Source organism: Pseudomonas sp. sp1636, from assembly GCF_030376615.1.
Classification (GTDB): domain Bacteria; phylum Pseudomonadota; class Gammaproteobacteria; order Pseudomonadales; family Pseudomonadaceae; genus Aquipseudomonas.
The window spans coordinates 1-17,744 of the sequence record NZ_JARRAB010000008.1; the positions used below are offsets into that span (position 1 = coordinate 1).

Genomic DNA, 17,744 nt, shown 5'->3' on the forward strand with positions numbered 1-17,744 from the left:
AATAATTATATTTGTATTTAAATTTAATTCATGAACACACCAACAACCCCAGTCCCAGCGAAAAAAAGCCGCCCTCCCGGCCGCCCCGGCGGCGATACGACTGCGCAACGCGAGCGCCTGATCGACGCCGCCCTCAACGCATTCGCCCACAAGGGCATCGCCGCCAGCAGCCTGCGCGCCATCGCCAGTGCCGCCGGGGTCACCCCCGCGCTGGTCAATTACTACTTCGGTAACAAAGCGAAGTTGCTCGCCGCCGTCGTCGCAGAGCGCCTGCTACCCGCGCTTATGGGGCTCAGCCAAAGCCTACGCGAGACCGGCGATGACCCCGCGGCCCTGATCCGCGAGTTTATCCAGGGCATGCGCCGGGTCGTCCAGGCACATCCCTGGTTGCCACCGTTGTGGGTACGCGAGGTGCTATGCGAAGGCGGCGGCCTGCGCGAGTTGTTGATGAGCCACATCGCGCCATTGATTTCACGCATGCTGGCCGAGCGCTTCGCCGCCGCGCAGCGGCGTGGCGCCCTCAACCCGGATCTCGAGCCCCGCCTGCTAGTCGTCTCGCTGGTCGGCCTGACCCTGTTCCCTTACGCCGCCGCCCCTATCTGGCGCGGCCTGTTCAACGCCCCCGAACTGGACGACGAGGCGCTGGCCCGTCACACCCTGATCCTCCTCGAACGCGGCCTGGAGAGTCCCCATGCGCCCTGAACATTGCCTGCTGGCCCTCCTGCTCATAGTCTCCGCCGGCTGCCGCCAGGAAGCGTCCGAGCCCGTACTGCTCGGCACCCTGGAATGGGACCGTATCGGCCTGCCCGCCGAAGCCTCGGAAACCATCCTGCGCTGGCACGTCGCCGAAGGCGATCGGGTCGAGGCCGGACAACTGCTGCTCGAACTCGACCCGCGCCGCCAGGATGCCCGCATCGCTCAGGCCCGGGCTGAGGTAGCGCAGGCCGAGGCGCGCCTGAGTGAACTGAGCAACGGCGCGCGCGTGGAAACCATCGAGGCGGCCCAGGCCACCCTGGCGCGCAACCGCGCCGAGCTGACCGACGCCGAGCGCAATTTCCAGCGCTTCGACACCCTCTACCGGCATCGCCAGGTGGCCATCGCCGAATTGGATCGCGCCCGCACCAGCCGCGATCAGGCCAGGGCCGCCACCCGCAACGCCGACGCCCAGTTGCGCGAACTGACCCACGGCACTCGCACGGAGCAACTGCAACAAGCCGCCGCCAGCCTGCAGGCCGTGCGCGCCAACCTGGCCCGCCTGCAGCTCGACCGCGACCACCTGAGCTTGCGCGCCCCGCGGGCTGGACGGGTCGATGCCCTGCCCTTCAAGCCCGGCGACCAACCGCCGGTCGGAGCCGAACTGGCCAGCCTGCTGGTCGGCGATGCGCCTTACGCACGGCTCTACATCCCCGCCAGCCAGCGCACCCGCTTCGAGCTGGGCGACGCCCTGCGCGTGACTGTCCAGGGCGTCGAGCAGCCCTTCGCCGCCACCCTCAGCAGCATCCGCAGCGAAGCCAGCTTCACCCCCTACTTCGCCCTCAGCGGCGATGACGCCAGCCGCCTGATGTATCGTGCCGAACTGCGCCTGCAAGGCGATGGCGCACGCCGGCTGCCGGCCGGGCTACCGCTCAGCGCCGAGCGCGACGCCGATGCCCAGCACTGACGTGGTGATTCAGGCCAGCGGCCTGAGCAAGCGTTTCGGCGCGCTGACAGCGGTGGACAACCTGAACCTGCGGGTACGGCGCGCCGAGGTGTTCGGCTTCCTCGGCCCCAACGGCTCCGGCAAGTCGACCACCATCCGCATGCTCTGCGGCCTGCTGCGACCCAGCGCGGGGGAGATCGAGGTGCTCGGTTGCCAGATCCCCCGCGATGCCGAGGCACTCAAGCGGCGCATCGGCTACATGACCCAGAAATTCTCCCTCTACGAAGACCTCAGCGTGGTCGAGAACCTGCAGTTTCTCGCCACCGTGCAGGGTCTGGACAAGGCTGCGGCGCGCCAGCGTATCGCCGAACTGCTCGAGCGCTACTGGCTGGGCGAGCAGCGTCAACAGATGGCCGGCACCCTGAGCGGCGGGCAGAAGCAACGCCTGGCGCTGGCCGGCGCGGTGTTGCACAAGCCCGATCTGCTGTTGCTCGACGAGCCCACCAGCGCGGTCGATCCGCAGTCGCGTCGGGAATTCTGGGAGTCGTTGTTCGAGCTGGCCGACGCCGGCACCACCCTGCTGGTCTCCACCCACTATATGGACGAGGCCGAGCGCTGCACCCGCCTGGGCATCCTCGACGCCGGCCGCCTGGTCGCCGACGGCAGCCCGCGCGAACTGCTCGATGCCCTGCCCGGCCACCCGCTGCTGATCGAGTGCGCGCAACCACGCCAGGCCCAGCGTGCACTGCAGGGCTGCGCGGATGTGCTGGCGATGGCGCAGATCGGTGCCGCATTGCGGGTGCTGGTGGCCACCGCCGATGCCCGCGCGGGCATCGAACAGCGCCTGCACGCCGCCCGCATCGATGTGCAAATAAGAAGCACGCAAGCCAACCTGGAAGACGTATTCGTCAGCGTCACCCGCCAACCCGTGCAGGCCCCGCGATGAACCTGCGCCGCCTCACTGCGATCGTGGTCAAGGAGCTGCGCCAACTGCGCCGCGACCGCCTGACCTTCGCCATGATCGTCGGCATTCCGCTGCTGCAACTGGTGCTGTTCGGCTACGCGATCAACATGGACGTGCGCGGCATCGACGCCGCCGTCCTCGACCAGGCGGGCAGCGCGCGCTCGCGCGAGGTGGTGGCGGAACTCGGCTCCAGCCAGGTGCTCAACCTGCGCTACCGGCTGAGCAACCCGCAGCAAATGGACAGCCTGCTGCGCCAAGGCAAGATCAGCGCCGCCCTGGTCATCCCGAGGGATTTCGAGGCGCGCCTGGAAAACCAGGAGCGCCCGCCGCTACAACTGGTGGTGGATGGCTCGGATCAGAGCGTACAGGCCTCGGCGCGCCAGTTGGCGAGCTACCCGTTGCCGGGCTGGGAGAGTCGCCAGACGATCGAGCTGGTCAACTTCTACAACCCCGAGCGCCTCGCGGCGGTGAATACCGTGCCGGGGCTGATCGGGGTGATCCTGACCATGACCATGGTGCTGTTCACCGCCATCGCCCTGGTTCGCGAACGCGAACGCGGCAACATGGAAATGCTGATCACCACGCCCCTGTCGCCCTGGGAGCTGACGCTCGGCAAGGTGCTGCCCTTCGTCGCTATCGGCCTGCTCCAGGTGACGGTGATTCTGCTCACCGGCCGCCTGCTGTTCGAGGTTCCTATCCGCGGTTCGTTACTGGAACTCTATGCCGCCTCCTTGCTGTTCATCGTCGCCAGCCTGGCGCTCGGAGTGTTTATCTCGACCCTGGCGCAGACCCAGTTCCAGGCCATGCAAATTGCCTTTTTCACCTTCCTGCCGCAGATTCTGCTGTCCGGTTTCATGTTTCCCTTCGCCGGCATGCCCAAGGCCGCCCAGTGGATCGCCGAACTGCTGCCGCTCACCCACTTCCTGCGCCTGGCGCGCGGGATCATGCTGCGCAGTGCCGGGTTGCTGGATCTCTGGCCGGAGATACTGGCATTGCTGGTGTTCACCGGACTGATGCTGGGCGTGGCGGTAACCCGGGTGAGCAAACGCCTGGATTGAGCAACGCCGCGGCGCCCGGATCGGCCCGGGGACAAATCGCGCACCATAAAAAAAGGCGACCGAAGTCGCCCAAATTGCCTTGCGTGCTCGTGAAACTGGAGAACTTACGGCGCCTTGCGCTTGTGCGAGTCCTTCCAGATGAAATAACCAACGCCAGCGAAGAAAGCGACCATCAAACCAACGGTGCCGATACCGGCGAGAACTACGACATCAATAAACATGGTTGCCTCCTGCGCTAACCCTGCTGGAATGGCTGCAAGGTAACAGGCACGGGGGCAGGATCATTGATCCAAGTCAAGGCCGGGAAAGCCTCGACGGCGGGCAATACAGGAAGCTGACCCAGATCAATGGATCGGCCTCGGAACCGCGCGAATCAGCGCTTTTTCGCTTTGTGCTTGGCCTGTTTCTTACCCTTGGGCAGCGGCAGCGCCTGCTCGAATGCCTGGCGCATTTCCTCGAGTTTCTTGTCGTGCAGATCGTGAATGCGCTTGCCGCGCTCGGCGCTGAAATCAATCAGCTTGTCGTCATTGTTCATGCGGGCGACCGGATTAAACGAAACGTCAGATTCAGGCGCGGCGCACACTGGCTGCGCGTCTTCGCCACTTGGTGCTGCCAATAATGCTGGGTTGGCCCGCGCATGACCAGCAGTGAACCGTGCTCGAGCCACAACGAGTGTTCAATCCGGCTCTGTCCCTTGCGCCGCAGATCGAAACGCCGGGTCGCGCCGAGGTTGAGCGAGGCGATCAACGGATTGGCGCCCAGCTCAGGCTCGTCGTCGCTGTGCCAGCCCATGGAGTCCTGCCCGTCGCGGTAATAATTGAGCAATACGCCATTAAGCGGCTGCCCCAGCGTCGCCACCAGCCGGGCGCGAATCTCTGCGAGCAGGGCTGTCCAGGGCAGCGGCTGATGGGTCAGGCCGGAATAGCGGTAGCCGGCCTCGCCATCGCCATACCAGGCCACCAGCCGCGGCACTCGATGCGCTCGTCCGTAGAGCCGCACGTGCGGCTGCTGCCAGGGCGTCTGTTCGAGCAGTTGCTGCAGCCACAGATCGGCCATCTCCGGCGCAAGCCAGCGCCCAAGCAACTCCAGCTCGGCATCAGGTAATTGCAGATCGGTCGCGGGGAATAGACTCACAACGGGCTCGGCGAAACAGGCGGTGCACTTGGCCATGATTGTGCGCGGTTCAGACCTGCACATCCACCCACAAACCCTGGCGGGGCAACTCATCGATTACCGCCTCGTCGGCCGCGGCCACTTCGCCTTCCGCCAGCGCCTCGGGACTGTAGCCACGCCGCTGGCGCCGCCGCTGTTCCTCGCGCAGCAACTCGGTTGCCTCCTGCGGGTGGCGCTTATCCAGGCTCACGCCACTTTCCTTGGCGCTGGCGGCAGCCGGCGTAACCGGCGGGACATCGGGCCTGGGCTTGATCGCGTCCTGCTGGACGGTGACCGGCGCCATGCCGTGGGGAATGGGCGGTAGCACTTTATCAGTCCTCCTTTGGTCGGGCTGTCGGCCACTCGGACGCCAACTTGAGGCCCGCCTCACTACACTTTCGACTTAAGTAAGCCTTATAAGTGCCGGTTAAGCACTATTGCGCCTTTGGCCTGAGCCCGGCGTTCCGTTACCATAGCCGGCTTTTTCACGCAGGAGACAGGCATGGCGCAGTATGAACCGGGGCAACGCTGGATCAGTGACAGCGAAGCGGAGTTGGGCTTGGGCACCGTCCTCATGCAGGACGGTCGGATGCTCACCGTGCTCTACCCGGCCACTGGCGAAACCCGCCAGTATGCTGCGAACAATGCACCGCTGACGCGCGTGCGCTTTTCTCCGGGCGACGAGATCACCCACTTCGAAGGCTGGAAGCTGACCGTCCAGGAAGTCGACGACATCGACGGCCTGCTGGTGTACCACGGGCTCAACGGGCAGAACCACAGCGTCAGCCTGCCGGAAACCCAGCTGTCCAACTTCATTCAATTCCGTCTGGCCAGCGATCGCCTGTTCGCCGGGCAGATCGATCCCCTGCCTTGGTTCGCCCTGCGCTACCGCACCCTGGAGTTCACCAGCAAGCAGTTGCAGTCCTCGCTCTGGGGCCTGGGCGGCGTGCGCGCGCAACCGATCGCGCACCAGTTGCACATCGCCCGTGAAGTCGCCGACCGCATCGCCCCACGGGTATTGCTGGCCGACGAAGTGGGCCTGGGCAAGACCATCGAAGCCGGCCTGGTGATCCATCGCCAACTGCTCTGCGGGCGCGCCAGCCGCGTGCTGATCCTGGTACCGGAAAACCTCCAGCACCAGTGGCTGGTGGAGATGCGCCGGCGCTTCAACCTCGACGTCGCCCTGTTCGATGCCGAACGCTTTATCGAGAGCGATGCCAGCAACCCGTTCGAGGATTGCCAGTTGGCGCTGGTCGCTCTGGAATGGCTGTGCGAAGACGAGCGCGCCCAGGACGCGCTGTTTGCCGCCGGCTGGGATCTGCTGGTGGTCGACGAGGCCCATCACCTGGTCTGGCACCCGGAGCATGCCAGCGAGGAATACGCCCTGGTCGAACAGTTGGCCGGGGTCATCCCTGGCGTGCTGCTGCTCACCGCCACCCCGGAACAGCTCGGCCAGGACAGCCACTTCGCCCGCCTGCGCCTGCTCGACCCGCATCGTTTCCATGATCTCGCCGCCTTCCGCGCCGAGAGCGCCCACTACCGCCCGGTCGCCGAAGCCGTGCAGGAGCTGCTCGACCAGGGCAGCCTGTCGAGCACTGCGCACCGCACCATCCACGACTTCCTCGGCCTGGAGGGCGAAGGCTTGCTGGCCGCGGTCAACCACGGCGACAGCGAAGCCTCGGCGCGCCTGGTGCGCGAGCTGCTCGACCGCCACGGCACCGGCCGCCTGCTGTTTCGCAACACCCGCGCCGCCGTGCAGGGCTTCCCCGAACGCGAATTGCACGCCTATCCGCTGCCCAGTCCGGATCTGTACATGGAGCTGCCGATCGGCGAGCACCCGGATCTGTACCCGGAAGTCAGCTACCAGGCCCAGGCCGAGGTCGACGAGGAACAACGCTGGTGGCGTTTCGATCCGCGCGTCGAATGGCTGATCGACACCCTGAAGATGCTCAAGCGGGTCAAGGTGCTGGTGATCTGCGCCCACGCCGAGACCGCCATGGATCTGGAAGACGCCCTGCGCGTGCGCAAGGGCATTGCCGCCACCGTGTTCCACGAGGGCATGAACATCCTCGAACGCGACCGCGCCGCCGCCTACTTCGCCGACGAGGAATTCGGCGCCCAGGTGCTGGTCTGCTCGGAGATCGGCAGCGAAGGCCGCAACTTCCAGTTCGCCCACCACCTGGTGCTGTTCGACCTGCCGGCTCACCCGGATCTGCTCGAACAACGCATCGGCCGCCTCGACCGGATCGGCCAAAAACAGCGCATCCAGTTGCACGTGCCCTACCTGGAGAACAGCCCGCAGGAGCGCCTGTTCCAGTGGTACCACCAGGCGCTGAACGCCTTCCTCGCCACCTGCCCGACCGGCAACGCCCTGCAGCACCAGTTCGGCAGCCGCCTGCTGCCGCTGCTGGAAGCCGGCGACGATGGCGAATGGCAGAGCCTGGTGGACGAGGCCCGCAGCGAACGCGAGCGTCTGGAAGGCGAACTGCACAGCGGTCGCGACCGCCTGCTGGAACTCAACTCCGGCGGCGCCGGCGAAGGCGAAGCGCTGGTCGAAGCCATCCTCGAACAGGACGATCAGTTCGCCCTGCCGATTTACATGGAGCAGTTGTTCGACGCCTTCGGCATCGACAGCGAAGACCATTCCGACAACGCCCTGATCCTGCGCCCCAGCGAGAAGATGCTGGATGCCAGCTTCCCCCTCGGCGACGACGAAGGCGTCACCATCACCTACGATCGCGACCTGGCCCTGGCCCGCGAGGACATGCAATTCCTCACCTGGGAACACCCCATGGTGCAAGGCGGCATGGATCTGGTGCGCTCCGGCTCGATGGGCAACACCGGCGTGGCGCTGATCAAGAACAAGGCGCTGAAACCCGGCACCGTGCTGCTCGAACTGCTGTATGTCAGCGAAGTGGTGGCGCCGCGCGCCCTGCAACTGGGTCGTTACCTGCCGCCGGCGGCGCTGCGCTGCCTGCTCGACAGTAACGGCAACGACCTGGCGCACAAGGTGGCGTTCGAGACCTTGAACGACCAGTTGGAAAGCGTGCCGCGCGCCAGCGCCAACAAGTTCGTCCAGGCCCAGCGCGACACCCTCAACCCGTTGATCAATGCCGGCGAAGGCAAGGTCGCCGCGCCCCACAGCCAACGCGTCGAGGACGCCAAACGGCGCCTGGCCGCCGACACCGAAGAGGAGCTGGCGCGCCTGACGGCCCTGCAAGCGGTCAACCCGAGCGTGCGCGACAGCGAATTGCAAGCCCTGCGCCAGCAGCGCGAACAGGGCCTGGCCCTGCTCGACAAAGCCGCACTGCGCCTGGAAGCGATTCGCGTGCTGGTGGCCGGCTGACGCTAGCAGGCAACTGGGCGAGTCGCACCACTGAAGCCCCAACCCGATCATCCGCGTACAGCCGCTCATCGACCATTGCGCCCTGCCACCGCTACCCGGCAAGGGCGCATGCGCCGACGCAATTCTGCCCCATGCCTTCGTCGAAGCCTCACTGACGCGGCGCGCAGGCTGGGGCGCATGGATCGCCCGCGAGGTGCCCGGCCGCGACGAAGAACCTGCCGATCCGCCGTCATATGCCGGCCTTATGCTTGCCTTATGCACAGCCTCACTATACTGATGCCATATCGCCACAGGCTTCACCCGTAACCGGCGATAGCGTGAATCACGACTGACAACCGAGCCTTTTGCCGTGAGCGCACTCGCTGTTAGTGGTTTTCCAAGGTCGCATATACGCTGAGCCAGCGGCAGGTAGCCATGCCCTTACCCGTTCAAACGCCACCCGCTAGGCTGGGCCACACTGCGCTCCGACTGATCCTCGCCCTGCTGCTGACGGTGGTGCAGTGGCTATGCCTGGCCGAGGCCATGGCCGCGGAGAAAGTGCGCCTGCAACTGCGCTGGCTGCATCAGTTCCAGTTCGCCGGCTACTACCTGGCGCTGGAAAAAGGCTTCTATGCGCAAGCCGGACTGGAAGTGGAAATTCGCCCAGGCGGGCCCGGGACGCCAAAGCCGATAGACCTCCTGCTCGCCGGCGATGTCGATTTTGCCATTGCCAACAGCGGCCTGATCATCGCGCGCATGCAGGGCCAGCCGGTGGTGGCGCTGGCGGCGATCATGCAGAGCTCGCCAATCGTATGGATAGTGCGCGCCGACTCGGGCATCTACACCCCCCAGGATCTGGCGGGCAAACGGGTGATGCTGATGCCGGCACCGGAAAGCGCCGAGCTGCGCATCACCCTGGCGCATGAGGGTATTGACCTCAGCCGGCTCGAGGTGCAGCAGACCAGCTTCAACCCACAAGATCTGCTCGACGGCCATACCGATGCCTACGACGGCTATATCTCCAACGAACCCTTCTGGCTGCAACAGCACAAAGTGCCCTACCGGTTGATCAATCCGCGTGAATACGGGGTCAATTTTTACAACGATGTGCTGACCACCCGCGAAGCCCTGCTGCAGCAACGCCCGGCCCAGGTCGAAGCCTTCATCCAGGCCAGCCTGCAAGGGTGGCAGTACGCCCTGGAAAACATCGAGGAAAGCGTGCAGCTGATCCATCAGCGCTACGCCCCCGACAAGAGCCTGGAACATTTGCGCTTCGAAGCCGAGCAGTTGAAGAAACTGATCATGCCGGAACTGGTTCAGCTCGGGCACATGAACCCCGGGCGCTGGCACGCCATTGCGCAAAGTTACCTGGATCTGGGTATGGCCGAGGGTCCGATCGAACTGGACGGCTTTCTCTACACGCGCCAAGCAGCAACCGATCATGGCCTGCTCTACCAGGTGTTGGCGGGCGCCTTGCTGGCCCTGTTGCTGCTGGGCGCCGTGGCCTTGCGCTTTGCCCGCCTGACCCGGCGCCTGCGCCTGGAGGTCATGCGGCGGCGCCAAGCCGAGCAGGAACTGCGCAACAGCAACCTGCAACTCGAGCACCTGGCCAATACCGACCGCCTGACCGGACAGTGGTCGCGCCTGAAGCTCGAAGAGCTGGCAGACAACGAAATCAAACGGGCCGAGCGTTACGGCTTCCCGCTGGCCCTGGTGTTTCTCGACATCGACCATTTCAAATCTGTCAACGACCAATACGGGCACGACGTCGGCGACCGTGTACTCAGTGGCATGGCGCAACGGATCAAGGCCCACCTGCGCGATTCCGACAGCTTGTGCCGCTGGGGCGGCGAGGAGTTCATCGTCCTCATGCCGCACACCGACCTCGAGCAGGCCTGCCTGATCGCGGAAAAGCTCCGTACCCTGCTCGCCGCCGAACCGCTGAGCGGAACGATCAGCGTCACCGGTAGCTTTGGCGTGGCCCAGTGGCAACCAGGGCAAGGTCTGGGCGAGTTGGTGCACTGCGCCGACCTGATGCTCTATCGCGCCAAGAAGCTGGGACGCAATCGGGTCGAACGCTTTTCCCCCAGCAGCATCCGGCCCCTGGTGTAACGAGCCGATTCATACTCAGCCGGCGTTGCGCCAGTCGGCCAGCCAGCCCAGTCCCGCCTGCGTCCCGGCCGCCCCCGGTTGGTATTCGGCGCCCAGCCAGCCCCGATAGCCCGTGCGTTCGAGCGCCGCCAGGGCCGGGGCAAACTCGAGCCGACCGGTTCCCGGCGCCCCGCGACCGGGGCAATCGGCGAACTGTACATGGCCGATGCGCCCCGCCAGCAACTCGATGCCCTCCACCAGATCCAGCTCCTGGCGCGCCATGTGATAGAGGTCGTACTGAGCCGCCAGATTGGGATGCCCGACCCTGCGCAGCAACCCATCGAGCTGCTCGGGGGTGTTGAGCAAGAAGCCCGGCATATCCAACGGGTTAATCGCCTCCACCAGCACGCGGATCCCCAGCAGCAGAAAAGCCTCGGCGCTCTTGTGCAGATTGGCGGCCAGGGTCGCCAGCGCCAGCTCGCGACTCACCCCGGCGGCCAGGCGCCCGGGCAGCACATTGACGCAAGCCGGGCGCACCATCGCCGCGTAGGTCAGCGCCTCCTGTAGCGCGGCATCGAACTCGGCCTGGCGCGCCGGCACCGCCGCCAGACCGGCGCCGCCGCCGAGCAAGTCGCCGGCCGGCAGATTGATCAGCACCAACGGCATGCCCGCCGCCGCCAGCGCCTCCTGCAGACGGAGCGCCGCCAGCTCGTAGGGAAACTGGATTTCCACCCCATCGAAACCCGCTGCGGCGGCCGCCACCACGCGCTCGCGCAACGGCAGTTCGCTGAACAGCAGGGACAGGTTGGCGGCGATCTTCATGCCTCGCCCTCCCGGTACAGTTGCACCAGCGTGGCCGGATCGCGCTGCAGATTGCCCTGGCTGCCGTGCAGGCGCATCAGTTGCGCCGCCAGACCGCTGAGCGGGGTGGCCGAGCCGATCTCGCGGGACAGTTTGACCGCGCCGTCCAGATCCTTGAGCAGGGTGCGCACATGCCATTTGATCGGTTCGAACTGGCTGTTGGCCATTTGCGGGGCGAGGATCTGCAGCGGTTTGGAATCGGCAAAGCCACCGGCCAAGGCCGGCGCGAGCAGGCTGGCATCGACCCCGGCCTGCTCCGCCAGGGCCACCACCTCGGCAATCACCAGGGCGTTGCAGGCGACGATCATCTGATTGCACAGTTTGGTCACCTGGCCGGCACCGACATCGCCCATGCGGGTCAGGCGCTGGCCCAGGTGGGCGAGGATCGGTCGCACCCGCTCGATGTCCTCCTCCCGGCCGCCGGCCATGATCGCCAGGCTGCCGGCCTCGGCACCGGGCGTGCCGCCGGACACCGGCGCATCGACCCAGCGCATGCCGCAGCGACGCTCCAGTTCGGCGGCCATCGCCCGGGTCGCCGCCGGCTCCAGGCTGGAAAAATCCACCAACAGCTGCCCCGGCCGGGCGCCCTCGACGATGCCGCCGGGGCCGAACACCACCTCGCCCACCACCTCGGTATTGGCCAGGCACAGCATCACGATGCCGGCATCGGCGCACAACTCGGCCGGGGTTTGCACCTGCTGCGCGCCCTGTTCCACTAGCGGCAGGCACTTGTCCGGCGAACGGTTCCACACGCTCAACGGGAAACCGGCGGCGAGCAGGCGGCGGGTCATCGGCAGGCCCATCAGGCCGATACCGGCGAAAGCCAAGGCGGGAAACGCGGCGGTCATGATCAGACTCCTCTAAAAGTCACGCTTATCTTAACGCAGCTTGGCACGGCGCCCGCGCAGCCCAACCGCCACAAGCGCATGATTCCCTTTATACTCCGTCGGCTTTCCCCGCCATTGAACCGGAGAACCCCCATGTTGAAGCGTCCCTTTGCGCTGGCTGCCGGCCTTGCCCTGTCTGTTTCCGCCGTATTCGCCCAAGCCGCCGATGTGTTGCGCGTCTCGGCCATCCCCGATGAAGCCCCCACCGAACTGCTGCGCAAGTTCGAGCCGCTGGGCGCCTACCTCGAACAGCAACTGGACATGCCGGTTGAATTCGTCCCGGTGTCCGACTATGCCGCGGTGGTCGAGGCCCTCGCCGCCGACCGTATCGACATGGCCTGGCTGGGCGGTTTCACCTTCGTCCAGGCGCGTCTGAAAACCGGCGATGCGATCCCCCTGGTGCAACGCGCCGAAGATGAGAAGTTCACCAGCAAGATCATCAGCGCCGACCCGGCCGTGCATTCGCTGCAGGATCTGAAAGGCAAGACCTTCGCCTTCGGCTCGGTGTCGTCCACCTCCGGCAGCCTGATGCCGCGCTACTTCATGCTGCAGGACGGGATCGAGCCCGAACAGTTCTTCAGTCGCATCGCCTACTCCGGCGCGCATGACGCCACCGCGGCCTGGGTGCAGGCCGGCAAGGCCGACGGCGGCGTACTCAACGCTTCGGTGTGGGACAAACTGGTCGCCGCCGGCAAGGTCGACACCGACAAGGTCAAGGTGATCGCCACCACCCCGCCCTACTTCGATTACAACTGGACCGTGCGCGGCAGCCTCGACCCGGTCGTGCGCGACAAGATCCAGGCGGCGTTCCTCGCCCTCGACCCGGCCAACCCGCAGCACAAGGCGATTCTCGACCTGCAAGCCGCCAGCCGCTTTATCGCGACCAAGGCCGAAAATTACCAGGGTATCGAGGAAGCAGCCCAGGCGGCCGGCCTGTTGCAGTGAGTGTCAGCCTCAGCGGCGTGGGCCTGACCCACGCCAACGGTCAGGTGGCGCTCAGCGCGGTCGATCTACAGGTAAAGCCCGGCGAGCGGGTGGCCATTATCGGCCCCTCGGGCGCGGGTAAAACCAGCCTGCTGCGCCTGCTCGCCAGCAACCTGCAACCCAGCAGCGGACAGATTCAGCTGCTCGGCCAGCAGCCCTGGCAGTTGGCTGCCGGTCAGCGGCAAAAATTGCGTGCGCGGATCGGCCTGATTCATCAGGCGCCGCCCCTGCCGCCGCGCCAGCGGGTGGTCACGGCGGTACTGGCGGGCAAGCTGGGGCAATGGTCGCTGGGCAAGAGCCTGCTCAACCTGCTACACCCGCTGGATATGCCCGGAGCCCAGGCGACTCTCGCTCGCCTGGATCTGGCCGATAAGTTGTTCGAACGCTGCGATCAGCTCTCCGGTGGCCAGTTGCAACGGGTCGGCATCGCCCGGGTGCTCTATCAGGCGCCGGAACTGATCCTCGCCGACGAGCCGGTGTCGGCGATGGATCCGGTGCTCGCCGGTCATACCCTCAGCGTGCTCAACGAGGAAGCCAGCCGGCGCGGCATGACTTTGCTGGCCAGCCTGCATGCGGTGGACTTGGCCCTGGCGTATTTCCCGCGGATCATCGGCGTGCGCGAGGGCCGCATCGTCTTCGACCTGCCGCCCAATGCGATCGGCACCGGAGCGCTGGATGCCTTGTACGCCAACGAACAATTGCCAGCCGTGCCCGCTTCGGCAGCGTCGGCGCCTGTGAGTGTGCAGATCCCGCGATGCTGAACCCGCCACTGCGCGACCCGGCGGCCTTACCGCGCCTGGCCCTGACCCTGCTGGCCCTACTGCTGTTGTGGCCGGGCCTGACGCTCAGCGAACTGAACCTGGCGGTGCTGTTCGATGAACAGAACGCGGCCAATATGGGCCGCTTTCTCGCCGACTTCTGGCCGCTGGCGCATGGCCGCGAATTCCTCCAGTTGCTCGCTCGCGCCACCCTGGAAACCCTGGCCATCGCCACCGCGGGCATGGCCCTGGCCCTGCTGATCGCCATTCCCGGCGCGCTGCTGGCCAGCCGCGCGCTGTCGCTGTCCGCCGTGCACCGTGGCGGACGCCCGGCGTGGTGGGCGCAGGCGCTGCGCTGGCCGGTGCGCGGCCTGCTGATCGTCCTGCGCAGCGTGCCGGAAATCGTCTGGGCGCTGCTGTTCGTGCGCGCCGTCGGCCTCGGCCCGACCGCCGGGGTGCTGGCCATCGCCATCACCTACAGCGGCATGCTCGGCAAGGTCTATGCGGAAATCTTCGAGTCGGTCGACCCGCGCCCGAGTCGTGCCCTGCTGGTCGCCGGCAGCCCGCGCCTGGCCGCCTTCGCCTACGGGGTGCTGCCCAATGCCGCCGCGGAAATGCTCTCCTACACGGTGTACCGCTGGGAATGCGCGATCCGCGCCTCGGTGGTGATGGGCTTCGTCGGCGCCGGCGGCCTGGGCCAGCAGATCGACCTGTCGCTGCGCATGTTCGCCGGCGGCGAGGTGGCCAGCATGCTGCTGTGCTTCCTGCTGCTGGTGCTGCTCGCCGACCAGCTCAGCCGTCTGCTGCGCGCGAGGTTGCTATGAGGCCTTCCGGGGAGAGGACTTCCGAGCAGAGGCCCGCCGCGGACAAGCGCCTGGGCAACTATGCCCTGCTGCTGGCCTTGCTGCTGACGGTGGTCGCCTCCTTCCGCTTCCTGGGCATCGACCTTGGCGCACTGATCAGTGGCGACAGCCTGAGCCAGATGGGCCGCTATGCCAGCAACTTCTTCAGCCCGGATTTCTCGGCGCCACAGGTGCGGGCCATCGGCCACGGCGCGCTGGAGACCCTGGCCATGTCGGCCATCGGCACCCTGCTCGCGGCCCTGCTCGGCCTGCTCCTGGCCTTGCCGGCGGCCGGACGTTTCGGCTGGCTGGCGCTGAGTGGTTCACGCCTTCTCTTGAATGCCCTGCGCGCCATACCGGAACTGGTATGGGCAGCCCTGGTGGTGCTGGCCGCCGGCCTCGGGCCGAATGCCGGCACCCTGGCCCTGGCCCTGCACACCACCGGGGTGCTCGGCCGGCTGTTCGCCGAGGCCCTGGAAAACACGCCGAACGAACCGGCCGAGGCGATTCGCCTGAGCGGCGGCGGGCACATGGCGGCGTTCTGTTACGGCACCCTGCCAGCAGTCTGGCCGCAGCTGATCGCCTACTCGTTGTACCGTTGGGAAAACAATATCCGCATGGCCAGCGTGCTCGGCTTTGTCGGTGCCGGCGGCTTGGGGCAGATGCTCTACGTCAGCCTCAGTCTGTTCCAGGAAGCCCAGGCGGCGACGGTGATCCTGGCGATGCTGATCCTGGTGCTGGCGGTCGACGCCTTGAGCGGCTGGGCGCGGCAACGTTGGGTCAGTGCCTAGGGCGGCCTCGGAGCGAAGCGACAGCCCGCCACAGGCTGCTTCGCGAATCCGCGGCGAGCAACGCCCTATTCGATAGCGCCACTACAGCACTACAGGCCGTCTTTCTCCAGATGGTCGAGATCGACCGGATCGCCGGTATGGCTGCCGAGCTTGCTACGGATATCGGCGAACATCTGATCGTATTCCCGGTGGCCACGCATGATCAGGCTGAAAGTGGCCGGCATCCCATGCTTGAGCGCCAGTCGGCTGGCGACGCTGGCGAAATTGAAGGCGGTATCGCGATGCAGCTCGAACTGCTCCTCGAACGCCTGGCCGGCCACTTCGCCAACCAAGCGCATGTGCAGCATCGGCCCCTCGACCGGATCCTGGCGCACCTCGTAGTAGAGATCGACGCTGAACGCCGGCTGGTCGGCGGTGGCGACCGGGTTGACACGATGCAGATGGCCAGGTTCGAACATATTGACTCCGTCTCACTGAGGGAAACCAAGGCCAGTCTAGACCGCTTCAGCACTCATCGGCGCCTCGCTTCGGCGCACATTCAGTGCACAACAGCTGCGCCACGACGCTCCTGCACCAACACCCAAGGCGCCACCACCACCGCCCACAGCCGAGGGTCGCGCGCCAGCAAGTCCTCGGCACGCCCGTCATCGACTTGGCTCAACAAGCCTTGAGCCAGCCAGGCCGCGACGCGATCCTTGTCGTTTTCGGCTACGGCCTGCGCCACAGCGACCAGATCCAGCTCAGCCGCCACCCACAACAAGGCGCCGCGGGCGAAGAAAGGTTGCAACTCTTGCCAACTGATTGGCGCGGTTTCCCCAAGCAGCTTGGCATATAGAGTGTTGCTAGAGAGCGTGCTAGTTTGTTCAGTCATGGTGTGTCCGCAGAAGTAGTCCAGGTTTCGCTCGGGCCACATGATAGCGTCGGGCAAGCGCCAGGCAAGTACGCCTGACGTTGTCAGGAGCGGGCAAGACACGCCGTTTTTCTATACGTTTCTTGCAATTAAGCGACATCCGCATGTTTTGCCCCCACCGGCTGGCTTTCAAGCCGCAAAGCAGCACTCTACACTGCAGCGGTACAGTTGCCGGGGTATGACCGGGGGAAGCAACCCGGTTCTGCAGCTTTGGCCGCCAGAACTACACAACCAAAATCAATAAGAGTGGAGCACTATGAACAAGGCTACTAAGCAGATTTCCAAACTGTTTGCCGCCATGGCCATGGCCGGCGTTGCCAGCTACTCGTTAGCGGCTGACACCATCAAGATCGGCATGGCGGGCCCGGTAACCGGCGCAGTCGCACAATACGGCGAGATGCAATTCATCGGTGCCAAGATGGCCATCGAGCAGATCAACAAGGCCGGCGGGGTGAACGGCGCCATGCTCGAAGGCGTGGTCTACGACGATGCCTGCGATCCGAAACAAGCCGTGGCCGTGGCCAACAAGATCGTCAACGACGAAGTGAAATTCGTGGTCGGCCACCTCTGCTCCAGCTCCACTCAACCGGCGTCCGACATCTACGAAGACGAAGGCATCCTGATGATCAGCCCGGCGTCGACCAGCCCGGACATCACCGCACGCGGCTACGAGCTGGTGTTCCGCACCATCGGCCTGGACAGCATGCAAGGCCCGACCGCCGGCAACTTCATCGCCGACCACGTCAAGCCGAAGGCTGTCGCGGTAATCCATGACAAACAGCAATACGGCGAAGGCATCGCCACCGCGGTCAAGCAGACCCTGGAAGGCAAAGGCACCAAGGTCGCCCTGTTCGAAGGCATCAACGCTGGCGACAAGGACTTCTCCGCGATGATCGCCAAGCTCAAACAGGCCGGTGTGGATTTCGTCTACTACGGCGGCTACCACCCGGAGCTGGGTCTGCTGCTGCGCCAGTCGGCTGAAAAAGGTCTGAGCGCCAAGTTCATGGGTCCGGAAGGCGTGGGCAACAAGGAAATCTCGGCCATCGCCGGCCCGGCCTCCGAAGGCCTGCTGGTCACCCTGCCGAAGTCGTTCGACCAGGATCCACGCAACCAGGCGCTGGTCGAGGCGTTCAAAGCCAAGAACGAAGACTCCAGCGGCCCATTCGTCTTCCCCGCCTATGCTGCCGTGCAAGTAATTGCCGAAGGCATCGAGAAAGCCGGCGATACCGACACCGCCAAGGTGGCCGCAGCCCTGCGCGCCAACAGCTTCGACACGCCGACCGGCGTCCTCAGCTTCGACGAAAAAGGCGACCTGAAGGACTTCAGCTTCGTCGTCTACGAGTGGCACCAGGACGGTTCCAAAACCGAAGCCAAGTAAGCAGCCCCGCCTGAACCCAAAGCCCACTGCAGCCGCAGTGGGCTTTGCTTATTAGAAGAATTCCGGTCTCACCCTGCGCCACAAGCGCTGACGTGCGTGACGAC

19 protein-coding genes are annotated in these 17,744 nt (G+C 65.6%); 11 read left to right on the plus strand and 8 right to left on the minus strand.

All coding sequences use genetic code 11. The annotated features are described in order from the left end of the window. Window positions 1-30 precede the first annotated feature (30 nt). From P8H27_RS09560 to P8H27_RS09575, 4 genes are read left to right on the plus strand one after another with little or no spacing between them, the layout of a single operon-like run. The gene (locus P8H27_RS09560) at window positions 31-702 is read left to right on the plus strand and encodes a TetR/AcrR family transcriptional regulator (protein WP_289637056.1); all 672 of its coding nucleotides are present in this window, start codon (window positions 31-33) and stop codon (window positions 700-702) included. Next, entirely contained in the window at window positions 692-1,660 is a 969-nt protein-coding gene (locus tag P8H27_RS09565; RefSeq protein WP_289637058.1) for an HlyD family secretion protein, read from the plus strand. The genes P8H27_RS09560 and P8H27_RS09565 overlap by 11 nt, the downstream gene beginning before the upstream one ends. Next, window positions 1,647-2,585: an ABC transporter ATP-binding protein gene (locus P8H27_RS09570; protein WP_289637060.1), complete on the plus strand. Its 939-nt coding sequence runs from the start codon at window positions 1,647-1,649 to the stop codon at window positions 2,583-2,585. Before P8H27_RS09565 ends, P8H27_RS09570 begins: the two co-directional genes overlap by 14 nt. Then, window positions 2,582-3,661 carry an ABC transporter permease gene (locus P8H27_RS09575; protein ID WP_289637061.1) on the plus strand — a complete coding sequence of 360 codons (1,080 nt, stop codon included), beginning with the start codon at window positions 2,582-2,584 and terminating at the stop codon, window positions 3,659-3,661. Before P8H27_RS09570 ends, P8H27_RS09575 begins: the two co-directional genes overlap by 4 nt. A gap of 104 nt (window positions 3,662-3,765) precedes the next feature. Here P8H27_RS09575 and ccoM read toward each other — a convergent pair whose 3' ends face one another. The 4 genes from ccoM to P8H27_RS09595 all read right to left on the minus strand — a co-directional run bounded on the left by ccoM (window position 3,766) and on the right by P8H27_RS09595 (window position 5,141). Continuing rightward, window positions 3,766-3,882 carry a cytochrome c oxidase subunit CcoM gene (gene ccoM, locus P8H27_RS09580; RefSeq protein WP_289637062.1) on the minus strand — a complete coding sequence of 39 codons (117 nt, stop codon included), beginning with the start codon at window positions 3,880-3,882 and terminating at the stop codon, window positions 3,766-3,768. A 152-nt stretch (window positions 3,883-4,034) separates the two neighbouring features. Then, window positions 4,035-4,196, minus strand: a complete 162-nt coding sequence (locus P8H27_RS09585) for a hypothetical protein (protein ID WP_289637063.1) — start codon at window positions 4,194-4,196, stop codon at window positions 4,035-4,037. Then, the gene (locus P8H27_RS09590) at window positions 4,193-4,795 is read right to left on the minus strand and encodes an alpha-ketoglutarate-dependent dioxygenase AlkB (RefSeq protein WP_289637064.1); all 603 of its coding nucleotides are present in this window, start codon (window positions 4,793-4,795) and stop codon (window positions 4,193-4,195) included. Before P8H27_RS09590 ends, P8H27_RS09585 begins: the two co-directional genes overlap by 4 nt. A gap of 49 nt (window positions 4,796-4,844) precedes the next feature. Next, on the minus strand, window positions 4,845-5,141 hold the full coding sequence (locus tag P8H27_RS09595; RefSeq protein WP_289637065.1) for an aspartate-semialdehyde dehydrogenase: 297 nt from the start codon (window positions 5,139-5,141) through the stop codon (window positions 4,845-4,847). 174 nt (window positions 5,142-5,315) lie between these two features. Between P8H27_RS09595 and rapA the strand changes: the two genes are divergently transcribed. Further along, on the plus strand, window positions 5,316-8,159 hold the full coding sequence (gene rapA / locus P8H27_RS09600; protein ID WP_289637066.1) for an RNA polymerase-associated protein RapA: 2,844 nt from the start codon (window positions 5,316-5,318) through the stop codon (window positions 8,157-8,159). A 414-nt stretch (window positions 8,160-8,573) separates the two neighbouring features. Beyond that, on the plus strand, window positions 8,574-10,250 hold the full coding sequence (locus P8H27_RS09610; protein ID WP_289637067.1) for a GGDEF domain-containing protein: 1,677 nt from the start codon (window positions 8,574-8,576) through the stop codon (window positions 10,248-10,250). 15 nt (window positions 10,251-10,265) lie between these two features. On the opposite strand, the gene P8H27_RS09615 is transcribed toward P8H27_RS09610, so the two are convergent. Both P8H27_RS09615 and P8H27_RS09620 read right to left on the minus strand, forming a co-directional pair. Beyond that, complete coding sequence (locus tag P8H27_RS09615; protein WP_289637068.1) at window positions 10,266-11,051, minus strand: hydroxypyruvate isomerase family protein; 786 nt, start codon at window positions 11,049-11,051, stop codon at window positions 10,266-10,268. Continuing rightward, on the minus strand, window positions 11,048-11,938 hold the full coding sequence (locus P8H27_RS09620; RefSeq protein ID WP_289637069.1) for an NAD(P)-dependent oxidoreductase: 891 nt from the start codon (window positions 11,936-11,938) through the stop codon (window positions 11,048-11,050). The genes P8H27_RS09615 and P8H27_RS09620 overlap by 4 nt, the downstream gene beginning before the upstream one ends. A gap of 132 nt (window positions 11,939-12,070) precedes the next feature. Between P8H27_RS09620 and P8H27_RS09625 the strand changes: the two genes are divergently transcribed. Genes P8H27_RS09625 through phnE form a run of 4 tightly spaced genes read left to right on the plus strand, consistent with a single transcriptional unit; the run spans window position 12,071 to window position 15,352 of the window. After that, entirely contained in the window at window positions 12,071-12,922 is an 852-nt protein-coding gene (locus P8H27_RS09625; protein ID WP_289637070.1) for a putative selenate ABC transporter substrate-binding protein, read from the plus strand. Continuing rightward, entirely contained in the window at window positions 12,919-13,722 is an 804-nt protein-coding gene (locus P8H27_RS09630) for a phosphonate ABC transporter ATP-binding protein (protein WP_289637071.1), read from the plus strand. The genes P8H27_RS09625 and P8H27_RS09630 overlap by 4 nt, the downstream gene beginning before the upstream one ends. After that, window positions 13,716-14,543 carry an ABC transporter permease gene (locus tag P8H27_RS09635; RefSeq protein ID WP_289637072.1) on the plus strand — a complete coding sequence of 276 codons (828 nt, stop codon included), beginning with the start codon at window positions 13,716-13,718 and terminating at the stop codon, window positions 14,541-14,543. Before P8H27_RS09630 ends, P8H27_RS09635 begins: the two co-directional genes overlap by 7 nt. Further along, window positions 14,540-15,352, plus strand: a complete 813-nt coding sequence (gene phnE, locus P8H27_RS09640; protein WP_289637073.1) for a phosphonate ABC transporter, permease protein PhnE — start codon at window positions 14,540-14,542, stop codon at window positions 15,350-15,352. The genes P8H27_RS09635 and phnE overlap by 4 nt, the downstream gene beginning before the upstream one ends. Before the next feature lie 89 nt (window positions 15,353-15,441). On the opposite strand, the gene P8H27_RS09645 is transcribed toward phnE, so the two are convergent. Together P8H27_RS09645 and P8H27_RS09650 are read right to left on the minus strand one after the other, a co-directional pair. After that, entirely contained in the window at window positions 15,442-15,810 is a 369-nt protein-coding gene (locus P8H27_RS09645) for a DUF5064 family protein (RefSeq protein WP_289637074.1), read from the minus strand. An 80-nt stretch (window positions 15,811-15,890) separates the two neighbouring features. Beyond that, entirely contained in the window at window positions 15,891-16,223 is a 333-nt protein-coding gene (locus P8H27_RS09650; protein ID WP_289637075.1) for a DUF2288 domain-containing protein, read from the minus strand. 295 nt (window positions 16,224-16,518) lie between these two features. Here P8H27_RS09650 and P8H27_RS09655 point away from each other — a divergent pair, with 295 nt between their 5' ends. Continuing rightward, window positions 16,519-17,640 (plus strand): branched-chain amino acid ABC transporter substrate-binding protein, encoded by a 1,122-nt coding sequence (locus P8H27_RS09655; protein ID WP_289637076.1) that lies wholly within the window; start codon window positions 16,519-16,521, stop codon window positions 17,638-17,640. Window positions 17,641-17,744 lie beyond the last annotated feature (104 nt).